The 16,173-nt window shown below is 71.2% G+C and carries 11 protein-coding genes and 1 pseudogene; 3 read left to right on the top strand and 9 right to left on the bottom strand.

The window, feature by feature from the left end; genetic code table 11:
• The first annotated feature begins 172 nt into the window (after window positions 1-172).
• On the top strand, window positions 173-799 hold the full coding sequence (locus tag OG788_RS17360; RefSeq protein WP_406371832.1) for a histidine phosphatase family protein: 627 nt from the start codon (window positions 173-175) through the stop codon (window positions 797-799).
• A gap of 105 nt (window positions 800-904) precedes the next feature.
• On the opposite strand, the gene OG788_RS17355 is transcribed toward OG788_RS17360, so the two are convergent.
• The 8 genes and pseudogenes from OG788_RS17355 to OG788_RS17320 form a co-directional block, all read right to left on the bottom strand.
• Entirely contained in the window at window positions 905-1,546 is a 642-nt protein-coding gene (locus OG788_RS17355; RefSeq protein ID WP_406371830.1) for a superoxide dismutase, read from the bottom strand.
• 188 nt (window positions 1,547-1,734) lie between these two features.
• The gene (locus OG788_RS17350; protein ID WP_406371828.1) at window positions 1,735-3,129 is read right to left on the bottom strand and encodes an amino acid permease; all 1,395 of its coding nucleotides are present in this window, start codon (window positions 3,127-3,129) and stop codon (window positions 1,735-1,737) included.
• 175 nt (window positions 3,130-3,304) lie between these two features.
• Entirely contained in the window at window positions 3,305-4,195 is an 891-nt protein-coding gene (locus tag OG788_RS17345; RefSeq protein ID WP_406371826.1) for a TauD/TfdA dioxygenase family protein, read from the bottom strand.
• Between the two features lie 68 nt (window positions 4,196-4,263).
• Window positions 4,264-5,628 carry an LLM class flavin-dependent oxidoreductase gene (locus OG788_RS17340; protein WP_406371824.1) on the bottom strand — a complete coding sequence of 455 codons (1,365 nt, stop codon included), beginning with the start codon at window positions 5,626-5,628 and terminating at the stop codon, window positions 4,264-4,266.
• A 185-nt stretch (window positions 5,629-5,813) separates the two neighbouring features.
• A pseudogene (locus tag OG788_RS17335) lies at window positions 5,814-6,542 on the bottom strand (ABC transporter ATP-binding protein); the annotation flags it as partial.
• Complete coding sequence (locus OG788_RS17330; protein WP_406371823.1) at window positions 6,518-7,612, bottom strand: ABC transporter permease; 1,095 nt, start codon at window positions 7,610-7,612, stop codon at window positions 6,518-6,520. The pseudogene OG788_RS17335 and the gene OG788_RS17330, both read right to left, overlap by 25 nt.
• A 5-nt stretch (window positions 7,613-7,617) precedes the next feature.
• Window positions 7,618-8,721, bottom strand: coding sequence for an ABC transporter substrate-binding protein (locus OG788_RS17325; RefSeq protein WP_406371821.1), 1,104 nt, complete (start codon window positions 8,719-8,721; stop codon window positions 7,618-7,620).
• A 646-nt stretch (window positions 8,722-9,367) separates the two neighbouring features.
• Entirely contained in the window at window positions 9,368-10,564 is a 1,197-nt protein-coding gene (locus tag OG788_RS17320) for an ROK family protein (RefSeq protein WP_406371820.1), read from the bottom strand.
• 587 nt (window positions 10,565-11,151) lie between these two features.
• Here OG788_RS17320 and OG788_RS17315 point away from each other — a divergent pair.
• Window positions 11,152-11,736: a biotin transporter BioY gene (locus OG788_RS17315; RefSeq protein ID WP_266758755.1), complete on the top strand. Its 585-nt coding sequence runs from the start codon at window positions 11,152-11,154 to the stop codon at window positions 11,734-11,736.
• Between the two features lie 122 nt (window positions 11,737-11,858).
• On the opposite strand, the gene OG788_RS17310 is transcribed toward OG788_RS17315, so the two are convergent.
• Window positions 11,859-12,578 carry a hypothetical protein gene (locus tag OG788_RS17310; RefSeq protein ID WP_351548184.1) on the bottom strand — a complete coding sequence of 240 codons (720 nt, stop codon included), beginning with the start codon at window positions 12,576-12,578 and terminating at the stop codon, window positions 11,859-11,861.
• 231 nt (window positions 12,579-12,809) lie between these two features.
• On the opposite strand from OG788_RS17310, the gene OG788_RS17305 reads away from it, so the two are divergent.
• Entirely contained in the window at window positions 12,810-16,049 is a 3,240-nt protein-coding gene (locus OG788_RS17305; protein WP_406376778.1) for a protein kinase domain-containing protein, read from the top strand.
• Window positions 16,050-16,173: the final 124 nt, after the last annotated feature.

The raw sequence follows: 16,173 nt of genomic DNA, 5'->3' as shown, positions 1-16,173 counted from the left end.
CGCGCGCTGAGATTTCACCGCCCGGAGTGCGTGATAACAGGTGCGGACGGCGTGCTCGGCGATGGTGTGGGAGGTCCGGATTGCGTACGAGGACGACAGTGCGGGAGGTCCGGACCGTGGACGACGGCGACGCGTGGCCGGGTATCGGCGCGGGCCTGGATACTGCGGCGTCATGAGTACTACGAGCCGCAGCACGACTCTCCTCCTGGCCCGGCACGGGCAGACCGTCTGGCACGCGGAGAACCGCTACGCCGGAGTGAGCGATGTCCCCCTCACCGACGAGGGCCGCGCCCAGGCGGAGGCCCTCGGCCGCTGGGCCGCCGCGCACCCCGTCGACGCGATCTGGACCTCGACCGTGTCGCGTGCCGTCGCCACCGCCGAGCCGGCGTGCCGCGTCCTGGGGCTCGTCCCACAGCGCGAACCCGCCCTGCGGGAGTGCGACTTCGGGGTGCTGGAGGGCCGTACGCTCGCCGAGTTCGAGGCCGAGAACCCGGTCCGGGCCAAGGCGTTCCGTGCCGATCCGGTGTCGTACCCCTTCCCTGAGGCGGAGGACCCGCGCACCGCGGCGGCCCGTGGGACGCGCGCCCTGCGCCACATCGCGGCGGCCCACCCCGGCGAACGGGTGCTGGTCGTCGCGCACAACACCCTGCTGCGTCTGGTGCTGTGCTCCGCCCTGTCCATCCCGCTGGGCGAGTACCGCCGTGTCCTGCCCAGCCTCGGCAACGCGGCGGTCACCGAACTCCGGGTGGAGGACGGGTCGGCCGCCCTGCTGTCGCTCAACGTGCCGTGCGCGCCGTGACGGGAGGGCCCCCGAGAGTCATGTCCTCGCGGGGGCCCTCCCTTCCTCCGCCTGCCACGTGAAGGGTGAGAAGACGATCACGAGCAGGACGCCTGATGTTCCCCCTCAGCGGGCCAGGAGCAATACGTCCCGGCGGGCCGTGGCCGCTTCGTGACGACGGGCCACGTCCTGCCAGTTCACGACCTGCCACATCGCCTCGACGAAGTCCGCCTTCTGGTTCCTGTACTGAAGGTAGAAGGCGTGCTCCCAGGCGTCGAACACGAGGATCGGCACCGAGCCCTGGCCGACGTTGCCCTGGTGGTCGTAGACCTGCTCGACGACGAGCCGGCCGCTGAGGGGTTCGTAGGCGAGAACGCCCCAGCCGGAACCCTGGGTGGTCGCCGCCGCCTTGGTCAGCTGGGCCTTGAAACCCGCGTACGAGCCGAACGACCCGGTGATGGCGTCCGCGAGATCGCCCACCCCGTCGGCGGCCAGGGGCTCGCCGCCGCCGTTCCCCGTCATGTTCGTCCAGTAGATGCTGTGCAGGATGTGGCCGGAGAGATGGAAGGCCAGGTTCTTCTCCAGGCCGTTGACCGACCCCCACGACTCCTTGTCCCGCGCCTCCGCGAGCTGCTCCAACGCGTCGTTGGCGCCCTTCACATAGGCCGCGTGGTGCTTGTCGTGGTGCAGCTCGATGATCTCGGGGCTGATCACGGGCGCGAGCGCGGAGTAGTCGTACGGCAGTTCAGGGAGTGTGTAGACGGGCATGACGGGTCCCCTCCGACCTCTTATTGCAACTTACTTGCAACTGCACACTAACAGCAAGAAGATGAGGGGGCGTGTCAGGGCCCGCGCGGGTCCCGAGGGCGCCGGGGCCCGCGCCCGGACACGCGAAAGGGCCCCCGCGCGACACCGTCCTTCGCGCGGGGGCCCCTTCGACGAGGCGGGTGCACCGGTCAGGCGCGGGCGCGGGCCCTCTGCCGGGCGTAGCCGACGGCGGCCAGGAGCAGTGTCATGGCCCCCGTCGAGTACAGCTGCACCCGGGTGTCAGGCTCCCGGGCCATCAGGACGAAGATCGCCACCATGCCCGCCAGCGCGACCCAGGTCAGCGCCGGGAACGCCCACATCCGGACGACGAGCTTCTGTGGGGCCTCCCGGTCCAGACGGCGCCGCAGCCGCAGCTGCGAGACCGCGATGAACATCCAGACGACCAGGATCACCGCGCCGATCATGTTCAGCAGCCAGGGGAAGACATCGTCCGGACGCCAGTAGCTGAGAACGACACAGCCGAAGCCGAAGACACAGGACACGAGCACCGCGACACGCGGCACCCCGGACGAGACCCGGCCCAGCGCCTTCGGGCCCTGGCCGCGCTCGACGAGGGAGTAGGCGATGCGCGAGGAGCCGTAGATGTTGGCGTTCATCGCCGACAGCAGCGCCACGAGCACGACCACGTTCATCAGCTGCCCGGCGCCCGGGATGCCGAGGTGTTCGAGGGCCGCGACGTAGGGGCCCTTCTCGACGACCGCCGCGGAGTCCCACGGGACGAGGGTGACGATGACCGCCATCGAGCCGATGTAGAAGAGCGCGATGCGCCACATGGCGGTGCGGACGGCGCTCGCGACGCCCTTGACCGGGTCCTGAGACTCGGCCGCCGCGATCGTCACGGTCTCCAGGCCGCCGTACGCGAACACCGACGCGAGCAACCCGATCACGAGCCCCTCGCTGCCGTTCGGCAGGAAGCCCCCTTCGCCGGTGAGGTTCGCGGTGCCCGGCGCGTCCGTGCCCGGCAGGACACCGGCGATGGCCAGCACGCCGAGCACCAGGAACAGCGTGATGGCGCCGACCTTCAGTGCCGCGAACCAGAACTCGAACTCGCCGAAGTTCTTCACGGCGGCGAGGTTGGCCGCACAGAAGACGACCATGAACAGTGCCACCCAGGCCCACTCGGGCGTGCCGGGCAGCCAGCCGGTGACGATCTTCGCGGCGCCGATGCCCTCCAGCCCGACGGCCGTGCAGAGCAGCACCCAGAAGGACCAGCCCGCCGTGAAGCCGGCCCAGGGGCCGATCGCCCGCTCGGCGTGCGCGGAGAAGGAACCGGACGACGGATACGCGGCCGACATCTCGCCGAGCATCCGCATCACCAGCATGACGAGCAGACCGGAGACGGCGTACGCGATGACGATCGAGGGACCGGCGGCGGCGATGCCCGCGCCGGAACCGACGAACAGGCCGGCGCCGATGACACCGCCGAGGGCGATCATCGACAGGTGGCGCTGCTTCAGGCCGTGGGAGAGGGGAGCGTCCGCGGCGGCGGTACCGGGCGGCGCGTCGAGGGTGGTACGGGACATGAGAGTGGGGGGTCCCTTACAGACGAGCGGCAAAAACGCCCACAGTCTGGGCAACCCCTCCGGTCGGCAGAAGGGGCCGCCCAGCATGCGGACGTGATCCATACGGAGTGTAAGGGTCCGTTCACGCCCGGGTTCCGGGCGTCCTGGGGGCGGTCCGCCCCCTACGTCATCCGCGTCACGCCACCGACGTGTAGTGCGAGGCGTCGCCCGCGATCGAGTGGCTCTCCTTGCCCTCGATGCCGACCGGCACGTCACCGGCGACCGTCACCCGGTGCAGACGGCGCGGCGCGCCGTCGTAGTTGTCGATGGCGTAGTGCTGGGTGATCCGGTTGTCGAACAGGACCAGCTGGTTCGGGGACCAGCGCCAGCGCAGGATGTTCTCGGGCCGGGTGACGTACGCCTGGAGCAGGTCGAGGATCTTGCGGGACTCGCCCACCGACAGCCCGACGATGCGCTGCGCGAACCCGCCGATGAACAGGCCTCGTTCACCGGTCAGCGGGTGGACCCGGACGACCGGGTGCGCGGTGCGGAACTTGATGGACGTGAACTGGGCGCGCTGCGCGGCCTGTTCCTCGTCGATGTTCTCGTCCGGGACCGCGTAGTCGTAGTCGTTGGTGTGCTCGGCCCACAGGGTGTCGGCGAGCGCGCGCAGCGGCTCGGGCAGATCACGGTAGGCCGCCGCGGAGTTGGCGATGAGCGTCTCGCCGCCGTACGGCGGGACGGTGATGCTGCGCAGCGTGCTGGCCTGCGGCGGGTTCAGCACGAAGGTCACGTCGGTGTGCCAGTGGTTGGCGCGGCCCCGCTCGCTGTCCACGGGCAGCACGTTCGGGGCGCCGTCCACGGCGGGCACGGTGGGGTGCGCGGTGGTGAGGTCGCCGAAGTGGCGGGCGAAGGCCTGCTGGCCCTCGTCGTCCAGGTCGACGTCGTCGAAGACCAGGGCCTTGTGCTCGTTGAGGGCGGTGCGCAGGGCGGCGGCGGTGATGTCGTCGAGCGGCTTGGAGATGTCGACGCCAATGACGCGGGCACCGATGTGCGCGGTGACCTTCTGGATCTCGATGTCTGCCATGAGGTGCGGGTCCTTTCGGATCGGCGGATCGGCTGATCGGGTAGGGGCGGTGACGGTCGGGGGCGGGTTCAGGCGAGGGCGGCCGCGGGTGCGGCGGTCGTGGACGGGGCCGCGTACTGGTTGGCCGGGCGCGGCAGGCCGTAGCGCTCCCGCAGGGTCTGCCGGGGCCCGTACTCCCGGCGCAGCAGGCCCCGGTCGCGCAGGATCGGCACCACGTGGTCCACGAAGAGGTCGAGGCCGGAGGGCAGCACGGCGGGCATGATGTTGAAGCCGTCGGCGGCGCCCCGCAGGAACCACTCCTCGATCGCGTCGGCGACCTGCTCGGGCGTGCCGGCGAAGGTCAGATGCCCTCGCCCGCCGCCGAGCCGGCCGATCAGCTCGCGGACGGTGAGCCGCTCGCGCCGGGCCAGCTCCACGACGAGGGTGTAGCGGCTCTTGGCCCCCTCGATCGCGTCCTCCGGAGGCAGGTCGGCGGGCAGCTGCGCCTCGAGAGAGAGGGTGCCCGGCTCCAGGTGGAGCAGGTGCTCCAGACGGTTCAGCCCGTGCTCGTACACGATGTGGTCCTCGAGGACGCGTTCGTGGGCGCGCGCCTCGGCCTCGGTCGAGCCGATGACGGGGACGATGCCGGGCAGGATCTTGATGTGGTCCGGGTTCCGGCCGGCCCGTTCGGTACGCGACTTGAGGTCGGCGTAGAAGTCCTGGGCGTCCGCGAGGGTCTGCTGGGCGGTGAACACCGCTTCCGCGTACCGGGCCGCGAACCGCTTGCCGTCCTCCGACGAGCCCGCCTGCACGAGGAGCGGGTAACCCTGCGGCGTACGGGGCACGTTGAGGGCGCCCTCCACGCTGAAGTACGTCCCCTTGTGGCGCGCGGGATGGATCTTGCCCGTGTCGCCCCAGACGCCGGCCGCCTTGTCCGCGACGACCAGATCGTCCTCCCAGCTGTCCCAGAGTTTGAGCGCCACGTCCAGGAACTCGGCGGCGCGCTCGTAGCGGGTGGCGTGCGCGGGCTCGTCGTCGAGACCGAAGTTGCGGGCGGCCTCCGCGCCCGCGGTGGTGACGATGTTCCAGCCCGCGCGGCCACCGCTGATGTGGTCCAGGGAGGCGAATCTGCGGGCCAGGTTGTAGGGGGAGTTGTAGGACGTGGAGGCGGTGGCGATCAGGCCGATGTGCTCGGTCGCCGTGGCCAGCGCGGTGAGCAGGGTGATGGGTTCCAGGGCGCCGGACGGGCGCTGGCCCACGCTGCTGAAGAGGACCGGGCCGTCGGCGAGGAAGAGGGAGTCGAAGGTGCCGCGTTCGGCGATCCGGGCGAGACGCACGAAGTGGGCCGTCTCGACATGGGCGTACGGGTCGCTCTCCGGGAGCCGCCAGGATGCCTCGTGGTGGCCGGTGTTCATCAGGAACGCGTTGAGATGGAGTCGGCGTGGGCTGGTCACGGGTGCTTCTCCTCCTGGTGCGCGGGCACACCGTGCCCGGCTGTGTGGTCCGCGGCCGTGTCCCGTCCGTCGACGGGGCGTCCCGCCGTCCCGTCCGGTTCCGCGACCGTGTGTTCCGCCGCTCGGTGTTCCGTCACTCCGTGTTCCGTCGCTCCGGCGTCCGCCCCTTCCGGTCCTCCCGTCACGTCCTCGGTCACCCCGAGGGCGCTCAGCAGGCGTTCGCGGTACTCCCCGAGCCGCGGATCGCGGTACGAGCGGGGGTGCGGGCGGTCGATGGTGAGGTCGACGCCGATACGGCCCCGGTCGAGCACGAGCACCCGGTCGGCCAGCACGATCGCCTCGTCCACGTCGTGCGTGACGAGCAGGACGGACGGCCGGTGGCGCTCCCACAGCTCGCGCAGCAGCACATGCATCCGGATCCGGGTGAGCGCGTCCAGCGCCCCGAACGGCTCGTCGGCGAGGAGCAGTTCGGGCTCCCGTACGAGAGAACGGGCCAGGGCGGCGCGCTGGGCCTCCCCGCCGGACAGCTCGTTGGGCCAGGCCCGTTCACGTCCCGCGAGTCCCACCTCGGCGAGGGCGGAGCGGCCCTTCTCCGCCGCCTCCCTGCCTTCCGTGCCGAGCAGGACGTTGTCGAGGACGCGGCGCCAGGGCAGCAGCCGCGAGTCCTGGAAGACGACGGACACCCTTTCGGGAGCGGTGAGTTGTCCACTCCCGGCGACGTTGTGATCGAGGCCGGCGATCGCGCGCAGCAGCGTGCTCTTGCCGGAGCCGCTGTGTCCGAGCAGGGCGGTGAACTGGCCCGCGGGGAGGTCGAGGTCGATGCTGTCGAGGACCGTACGCCCCTCGAACGACCGCGTGAGGCCGCGCAATTGGACGGTGTTCTGACGGGTCAGTTGCTGAGCGTGCGTCGCCATGACAGCACCTTCCGTTCGATGAGACGAACCGCGCTGTCGGAGACGAGCCCGAAGATGCCGTAGATCAGCAGGCCGACGAGGATGATGTCGGTCCGGCCGTAGTTCTGGGCCTGGAACATCATGTAGCCGAGGCCGCTGGTGGCGTTGATCTGCTCCAGGACGACCAGGGAGAGCCAGGAGCCGGTCACCCCGAGCCGGAGTCCCACGAAGAATCCGGGCAGCGCGCCGGGTATCACGATCTCCCGGACGAAACGGAGCCTCGACAGCCCCTGTACCTCGGCGAGTTCGACGTAGCGGTGATCGATTCCGGACAGGGCGGAGTGCAGGTTCAGATAGATGGGGATGTAGACGACGATGGCGATGATCGCGATCTTGAAGGTCTCGCCGATACCGAGCCAGAGGATGAACAGCGGGATCAGGCCGAGGGTCGGGATCGCCCGGTTGAGCTGCACGGTCCCGTCGATCAGCGCTTCCCCTACGCGGCTGAGCCCGGACGCGAGGGCGAGGACGACCCCGGCGCTCAGGCCGAGTGCGAACCCGTATCCCGCGCGCTCCAGCGAGGTCAGTACATCGGTGGGCAGGGTGCCGTCGGTCCACAGGTGACCGGTGGTCCTCAGCACCGTCCAGGGCGCGGGGATCGCGCCGGGATCGAGTTGCCCGGCGGCGGACGCGAGGGCCCACAGGGCGAAGAACAGTGCCGGCCCGATGAGCCGGGAGGCGGGCAGCCGCTTGCCGGGCGAGAGGCTGCGGCGCCGGGAACGGCGAGGGCGACGCAGCCGGTGGCTGTCCGCGCCGGCGTCGACCGGCGCCGCCGGGGCGACCGGGACAGAGGTCGGCTCGGTGCCGGTGCCGGTGCCGGTGCCGGTCTCGGTCTTTGTCTCGGTGGTTGCGTCCGGCTCGGGGGTCGCGACTGTCCTGGTGGTGGCGTCCGTCTCCGCGCTCGCGTCCGTCTCGGTGGGTGAGGTGGAGGTGGAGGTGGTGGTGGAGACAGAGGCGTCGTCGGTGATCGAGGCCGACGGTGTGGGGGAGGAGTGCGTGGTCGTGGTCCTGGGCGTGGTCCTGGTCGTCATGGCCGTCACCTCTGGTATTCCGCGGGTACGGCCTTGGCCGCGATGGCCTCGAAGCGCCGGTCGAAGAGCGAGTCGACCTTGAACCCCTTCACGAAGCCGCCCTCCGCCAGCAGATCGGCGGTCTCCTGTTCCCACTTGACGGCCTCGTCCCAACTCGGCGGGAAGAGCGGCTTGTTGGCGAGCTCGGTGATCGACTGAGCCTGTGCGAGCGTGAGGTTCTGCGTCTTGACGTAGAACTCCTCGTTCCAGGCGTCGGGGTGCTCGTACGCCCACACCTGGCCCTTCGCCCAGCGCGGGATGTACGCGGCGACCGCGGCGGCCTTCGCGCGGTCGGCCAGGACCGAGGTCGGCGCCCAGAGCAGGTTGAGCAGGTCCACGACATCGGTGTCGATGGTGTGGGCGCCCTTGGACCCGTACTGCTTGAGGTAGGCCGGCGCCTGGCTGTTGGCGAGCGGGGCGATGTCCACCTGGCCGGCCTGGAGCGCGGTCAGGAACTGGTTACTGGTGAGCGGTACCAGATTCACGTCGTCGTAGGCGATGCCGGCCTGCTTCAGGGCGCGCAGCAGGACGACCCCCTGCGCCTGGCCCTGCGAGAAGGCGAGCTTCTTGCCCTTGAAGTCCCGCACGTCCTTGATGTCGCTGCCGGGCTTGGTGGCGAACAGGTAGTTGGGCTTGCGGGTGATGTTGATCGCGACGATCTTCGCGTCGAAGCCCTGGTAGTGCGCCTGGATCGGCGGGATGCCCGCGTTGTTGCCGACGTCCAGGGACTTGGCGCGGAAGGCGTTGATGACATCGGGACCGGCGCCGATGTTCACCCAGTCGGAGACGGCGAACGGCAGATCGGCCAACCCCGCCAGCTTGAACTGGAGTTGCTGGACGCCTTGGTACGAGGCGATCGTCAGCTCGGTACCCCGCGGCACCTTCTCGGACAGGGGCGCGGACGTGTCCGCCTTGGAACCGGAGTCGGCGGCACTGGCGCCGGCGCAACCGCTCAGTCCGGCCGCGGCGGCGACACCGAGCAGGGAGGACAGGAACACGCGCCGGTCGACACCGGACCTGGAGACGGCGGATGCGGATGCGGCGGAGGACAAAGGGGACAGTGGTGGCATGGAAGGACTCCGGGGATTCCAAGTGGCGGGACGGCGCGCGGAGTTCCGGGCAGGGCGAAGCCGGAAGAGTGGAACGCGCGCCGAAAAGGACACACGCCGATGGCGTGCCGATGGGGACGAGCCGATCAGGGGCGACGGCAGCTGAACCGTCCGCGTCGCCACGACGCCGGACCGGCCCTCGGGGCGACGACGGCCGAGGAGACCACGGCACGACGACGGCCGAGGAGACCACGGCACGACGACGGGCCGGGTCGGTCCACGGGCGACGACAGTCGGATCGGTCTACGGAACGACGACAGCCGGATCAGGCTTCGGGGCGACGGCGGCCGGCCGATTCTCGGCTCGACGGCGGCCGAGCGGCCTTCGGAGTGAAGGCTGCCGAGTGAACCTCAGCGCTTCGGCGCGTCAGCGACCTGTCGGCGACACGGGGTCAGCAACAACGTGTGCGTGCGACCCGCATCAGGTCGACCACACGGCACTTGGTGAGCGGAACCTGCACCCGCGCGCTGCTCATGGACACGATGCTCCTGTCCGGGCACGAGCCCTGTCAACATTCCGAGTTTCTGAATTAATTCGCTCCCGGTGGGGGCCCCGGGGGAGTCCGGAGCTGCCCCGGGGCCCCCACGGCCCGGGAGGCAGGAGGCCTTCAACGGGCGGTGAAGCCCGCGGAACCCAGCGGATCGCGGTACAGGACATCGAGCGCGACCGATCCGCCCGCCACGGCCAGCACCGAATCCGGGAAGCTGGTCGGGGCGACCGCCGACGCCCGCTCCGGGCCCACCGCCTCCCGCAGCGCTCCGAGGCAGTCCTCCCGGTACATGGCACCGATCTCGGTGACGACGACCGTCTCCGGGTTGAGCACGTCGAGCAGCAGCCCCGCCGCCCGCCCGACCATCCGGGACCGCTCCATCAGCAGCCGTACGGCCAGTTGGTCACCGGCGGCCGCCGCGGAGACCACGTGCATCGGATTCGAGCCGTCTATGACACCCCGCTCCCGCGCCCGCCGGCACAGGGTCCGCTCGCTCAGCTCGGCCTGGAGGCACCCCGTCCGCCCGCAGTCGCACCGCTCCGACCCGCCGGCCAGGGGCAGATGGGCGATCGCCCCGGCCTGCGAGCGAGGCCCGTAGTGCACCTGGTCATGGGTGGCGAACGCGGCATCCACGACATTGCCGGCGAAGAGATGCAACACGCTCCGGCTGCCCCGGGCCTTCCCGAACAGCCGCTCGCCGTTGACCAACGCCCGCGCGTGCCCGTCCACATGGACCGGCAGCCCGGTGCGCGCCTCGATGACCTCCCGAACGGCGACGTCGCGCCAGCCCAGCAACGCGTGCTCCACGATCGTGCCGGAGTCCGGGTCGACCCAGCCGCCGGTCGCCACCCCGATGCCCAGGGGGGTACGGCCGGGAGCGTCCGCGAGGAGGGTGGCGAGCCCGGCGGCGGCGTTCGCCAGAACGAGGTGCGGCTCGGTGCGGTCGTGCCGCAACCGCTTCTCGGCGACGACGCGTCCGCGCAGGTCCAGCAGCGCGACGGTCGTGTACGGCACGGCCACGTGCACCCCGCCGACCACGAACCGGGCGCGGTCCAGGTCGATCGGGAGATGCGGCCGCCCGACCCCGCCCGACCGGTGGGGCGCGGCGGCCTCCCGGATCAGGCCCCGCTCGGTGAAGCGGGCGCAGTAGTCGGTGACCGACGCGGGGGAGAGCCCGGTGAGCCGGGCGATGGTGCTGCGCGCGACCGGCCCGTGCTCCAGCACGGACCGCAGGATCACGCTGGCGCTGGTCCGGCGCCGGTCGAGGACGGGAGAGGGCGGGGACGTCGAAGGGGGTGCCACGGTACTGGCCATGGAGTTCTTCCTCGGGAGCTGGTCCGGCACTGCGCCGTCACGTACGCCTCGTCACATCGGGTGCGACGTGCGACTGGTGTGGTGTGCTCTGGTCTCGTCTCGGCGAGCCGGATCCGCTCCGCCCCGCCTCAGGACGGGCGGCGACAGACGGCGGTGCCCTGGCGTCGCAGGTCGACATAGCGACGCGACGAGAAGTTCAGGGCCTGGGGAACCATGGGGTGAAGGGTAGGGGGCGGCCCGGGAGGCCTGCCAGGTGTGCCCAAGGGCCGGACAGGGCCGGGCACGTTCCCGCTCCGGCCCGCGCGCCGGAACGGCCCGCTCCGGTCGGGGTTCTCCTTTGGTGAGTCTCCACAGTCCCGGCGCGAACCGCCCCGTAGCGGAAACGACGTCACCTCAGTGACCAGCATCACCTTCGCGCAGGTGTACCGGGCACTCTTTGTAAGGAGCCCACCAAGGTCCGGATCCGCCCTTTGTCGAGCGCTGACGGTGATCACCCGTATACCCCTGGGATAGCGTCACCGTGTCCCGACCTGTCGTCCCCCTGGCTCCGCATGAGCGAGGGGGTATTCCCCTTCGCCGGAGTCCTCATGAGCACCGCTGCCGCCACGCCCTCCCGACCCGGCGAGGTCATCGCCGACCTCCTTCCGGCCTCCCGCGTCCGTGACGTCGCCCTCGTGCTCGGCGGTGCCGTGCTCACCGGCCTCGCCGCCCAGATCTCGCTGCCCGTCCCGGGTTCCCCGGTGCCGGTGACCGGCCAGACCTTCGCCGCGCTGCTCGTCGGCACGGCGCTCGGCGCGGGCCGCGGCTTCCTGTCGCTCGCGGTGTACGCGCTGGTCGGCATGGCCGGCGTCCCGTGGTTCGCGGGCGGGAGCTCCGGCGCGGCGGCGCCGTCGTTCGGCTACATCCTCGGCATGCTTCTGGCGTCCACCGTCGTGGGTGCCCTCGCCCGCCGCGGCGCCGACCGTTCCGTCCTGCGCATGGCGGGCACGATGCTGCTCGGCGAGGCGATCATCTACGCGGTCGGCGTTCCCTACCTGGGCATGGCCACCGGCATGTCGGCGAGCGCGGCGCTCGCGGCGGGTCTCACCCCGTTCCTGATCGGTGATGCCCTCAAGGCCGCCCTGGCGATGGGCGTCCTGCCCACGGCATGGAAGCTCGTCGACAAGAAGTGACGGCCGCGCCGCCCACCTGACGCAAGAGGCCCGCCGGGTCGGTCTTCGACCTCGACCCGGCGGGCCTCTGCGCGTTCCCGCTCGGTGCCGTGCCCGCCCCTAGGGGTGACGGCGCCGGGCGGTCAGTGTTCCTGCCGCGGCCTGCGGCCGGCCCACCACAGCCCCGCCGCTCCGGCCGAGAGCAGCGCCGCGCCCGCCATCCCGAGCGGCAGGACTTCGCCTCCGCCCCCGGTCTTCGGCAGCCGGTCGCCGCCGGGTGCCACCGGCTTGTTGTCGGTGCCCAGCAGCAGCGGGGTCGCCGGGGCGTTCGGCGACGGGTTCGTCGTGCCGAACGGAACCGGTCCCTGCTGCCAGTACGTCTTCTTCCCGTCGCTCGTCTGGACCGGGAGACAGATCTTGCCGGTCCTGCTCAGATCGAACGTCGCGTCGACGTCGTACGATTTCGATTTGCCTGCCGCGAGATTTCCGGTGGAACAGATGAAACCGCTGTTCGACCCCTCGGGCAGATCCTTCTTGGCCATGGCGGTACAGCCTTCGACGTTCTTGACCGTCAGGCCGTCGAAACCGACCACCAGCATCCTGATGTTGCCGCTTTCCTTGGTCCCTTCGTTCTTTACCGTGGCCGTGATCGCCGTTTTCTGCGTACTGTTGTCGACCGAGATCTTCTCCGGCAGCAGCGTGGTCACCTCGACGCCCGTCGGCGCCTTGTCCATCGCCTTTCCGCCCTTGCCGCTCCCCGGTCCCTGGTCGTCCGCGACGGCGGTGTAGGAAAGGATCATCACGGCCGAGAAGCACGCCGTGAGAAGCGATCCCGTAATGGTCGTCGTGCGACGAGAACTCATGTTCGTCCCCCTTGGCTGCGCCTGAATTCGCAGTACTTGAAGAGGTACCACAAGATTTCTCCGCACTATGCTGGTACGGCCTGAAGTGTGACCATTGTGTTTCTGCTGTGACGGGCGATTGTGGCTGATGTTGAGGGGGTGCAGAGATTGTCGGCGAACGTACAGGGTGGTGTTCCGGGATTATTGGTGACCGGACGTTATCGGCTGGTCGAGGTTATTGGTCAGGGGGGAATGGGGCGGGTGTGGCGAGCCGCCGACGAAATGCTCGACCGGCAGGTCGCGGTCAAGGAAATGCGGATAGACGGACTCGACCCCGAGGACACCCGCACGCGCCGGGAACGCACTCTGCGTGAAGCGAGGGCCACGGCCCGGATCGACCATCCCCATGTCGTCCGCATCTACGACGTCGTGGACGCGGGCGAGCGGCTGTGGATCGTCATGGAGCTCGTCGCCGGCCGCTCGCTCGAACGGATCGTGGTCGAGGACGGACCGCTGGACTCGCGCGAGGCTGCCCGCGTCGGCCTCGAACTCGTCGGGGCGCTGCGTCAGGTGCACGCCCAGGGAGTGCTGCACCGGGACATCAAGCCGGGCAATGTGCTGGTCGAGCACTCCGGACGGCACCGCGTCGTCCTCACCGACTTCGGCATCGCCGCGCTCCAGGACGCCGAGGCGCTCACCATGGCCGGCATGCTGGTCGGGTCCCCCGACTACATGGCCCCCGAGCGGATCTCCGGCCGTCCGCAGGGCCCGCCCTCCGACGTGTGGTCCCTCGGCGCCACGCTCTGCGCCGCCCTCGGCGGCCGCTCCCCGTTCTCCCGCTCCACCACCCTCGCGACCTTGCACGCGGTTCTCTACGAGGAGCCGGAACTTCCCGCCGGTGCGGGCGAGTTGCAGGAGATCCTGGCCGCCCTCCTGGAGAAGGACCCGTCCACACGGCCCGGTCTGGAGGAACTGGAGGCGGGACTGAGGGCGATCCTCCGTCCCCCGAGGACGAGCACCACTCCCTTCGGACCCCCGGCAGAGGGGCCCGAGTACGACTTCGCCTCCGGATTCGCCTACGGAACCGCGTACGAGACCCCGTACCGCCCCGTACCTGCATACGACCCCGGGCCTGCCTCGGAGCGGGGCCCCGACCAGGACCCCGGGCCCGTCCCTGAGCCGGGCCCCGACCACGACCCCGGGCCGGAACGCACCCCGGGGCCCGGGCCCGAACCGGAGCGTCAGCCCACTCCGGTGCACCAGCCGGCTCCGGGGGGCGAGGGTGCTCCTGGGGGCGACGGTGCGCCGGGGCGGCGCGAGGGCGAACCGGGGCGTGAAGGTGCGCCGGGGCGCGAGGGTGAGGCGGGGCGCGAGCCCGCTCAAGCGCGCGAAGCGGCGGCGGGGCACGGGGGTGAGGCGGGGCGCGACGGCGCGCCGGAGCGACCCGAAAGCACGACCGGGCAGGAAGCCGCGCCGGGGCAGGGGGGTCCGCCTGGGCAGGAAGGTGCGCCTGGGCAGGAAGGTGCGCCTGGGCAGGAAGGTGCGCCGGGGTACGAGGGCGAGGCGGGGCCCCAGGACCGCCCCGAGCCCACCCCTCGGCCCTACCCCACCCACCGACCCGCTACCGAGCTAGACCCCGCACAGCAACCCGCTACCGAGCCAGACCCCGCACAGCAACTCGCCCCTGAATCCGAGCCCTTGTCGGAACTGGCACCGGATCAGGACAGCGGCGCGGACCCGGAGCAGGCATCCGGCACGTCACCCGATCCGTCACCCGAGCCGTCTTCAGTAGCCGAGCCGACGCCGGGACGAGAGCCGACGCCGGGAGCCGAGCCGACGCCGGGACGAGAGCCGACGCCGGGAGCCGAGCCGACCCTGGCACCCGATCCGGCCCCGGAATCCGATCGGGACCAGCCGCCCCCCGAGCGTGACCGGCGCAAGTCGTCCGCGTCGGCCCCCGGGCACGGCCTGACGGATTCAGCCACGCCCGCCCTGCTCGACGCCCAGCTCGTGCGGGCGGCGCGGCAGCCCCCGGCGGATCTTCCCGAAGCCACTCCGCCGCCGGGCGAACGGCACATCGGCACAAGCGATCCGCGCAGGCCTGCCCCTCGACCCGAAGCCGGACTCGGACATGAAGCCGGACCCGGAACTGGGCCCGGCTCCGAACCTGTACCCGGCTCCGAACCTGTACCCGGCTCCGAACCTGTACCCGGCTCCGAACCTGTACCCGGACCCGGACCCGGACCCGGACCCGGACCCGGACCCGGGCCCGGGCCCGAACCGGAACCCGAACCCGGACTAGAACCCGAACCTGGACGCGGCCCCGGACTAGAACCCGAACCCGGACGCGGCCCGGGACGCGAGCCGGAGCGGCATTCCATAGAGGACGCCGTTCCGATCCAGCGGACTCCGACGCGGAAGCGCGCGCCCGACTTCCGGAAGCGTCCTCACGCACCCGACCCGGAGCACTCCGCGGTCCCCGGACCTGAAGCCGTCACCCGGGGCCCCGACCTGCCGGCGACGGCCAACGCCTCCACCGAGGTCCCCTCCGAACCGCGTACGGAGCCCAGTTCGCAGATCCCCTCGGAACCGCGCTCGGAGCCCGGCTCGCGCCGTGTCTCCCAACTACCCACGGCACCGGTGCCCGTGGTGACGTCCGCGGGTGAACTCCCCGGCCCCGCCGTGCCGTCCGGATCCGACGAGGGTCAGGGGTACGGCCTGTACGGGCAGGATCGTCGCCAGGGCCAGGGCCAGGGCCAGGGCCAGGGCCAGGGCCAGGGCCAGAGCCAGAGCCAGGGCCAGGGCCAGGGCCAGAGCGACGGTGACGACCTCGGCACCCGGGCGGGCTCGCGACGCGGCGGGCGCCGTACCGGTCTCGCCGCCGCGGTCGCGGTCGCGGCGGGAGCCGTCGCCTGGACCGTCGTCGCCCTGACCGGCGGATCGCCCGACGGCGGCAACGGGGCCTCCCGGGGCTCGTCCGCACCGACAGCCGCAGCCTCCACACGTGGCTCCACCGGTGCCTCCTCGTCCCCGGCGCCCACCGTCGAGGGCACCTCACGGCCGCCCAGCCCGCCCCCGGGGGCACGCCGGGAGGCCGGCGGCTACGCGTGGGTGACGCCCAAGGGGTGGCGGCGCGATCTGAAGACCGGCTCCGAGGTGCACTACACCTCGCCCGACGGCGCACAGGAACTGGCGGCCAAGTCCTCCCTCGCCAAAGGGAATCTGATGGACACCTGGCAGGTCTCCGAGCAGGACGCCCGCCAGGGGCGGGACTACCGGAAGATCCGGCTGGAGGAGACGACGTTCCGGGGCCGGAAGGCGATCGTCTGGGAGTACACCTTCACGCTCTCGGGCGTGCGCTGGCACGCGCGACTGCTCGGCTTCGACGCCGACGGGAAGTCGTACCAGATCAACACCTGGTACCACCGGGACATCGAGGACCAGGCCCTCAAGGTCTACAACCAGGTCAAGAACAGCTTCACCGTGCTGTGAGCCGACGCCCGCCGCCGCGGCCCCGCGCAAGGACGCGAAGGGCGGCGCGAGCCGCGGCGCGACAAGGAGAGGGGCCCGCGGCGATGTGCCGCGGGCCCCACCTCTCTCAGGCGTCGGGGGCGGG

The sequence above is a fragment of the Streptomyces sp. NBC_00647 genome (assembly GCF_045207245.1).
Taxonomy (GTDB): domain Bacteria; phylum Actinomycetota; class Actinomycetes; order Streptomycetales; family Streptomycetaceae; genus Streptomyces.
The sequence above is the reverse complement of the archived record's forward strand: the minus strand, read 5'-3'. Positions and strand labels throughout refer to the sequence as shown.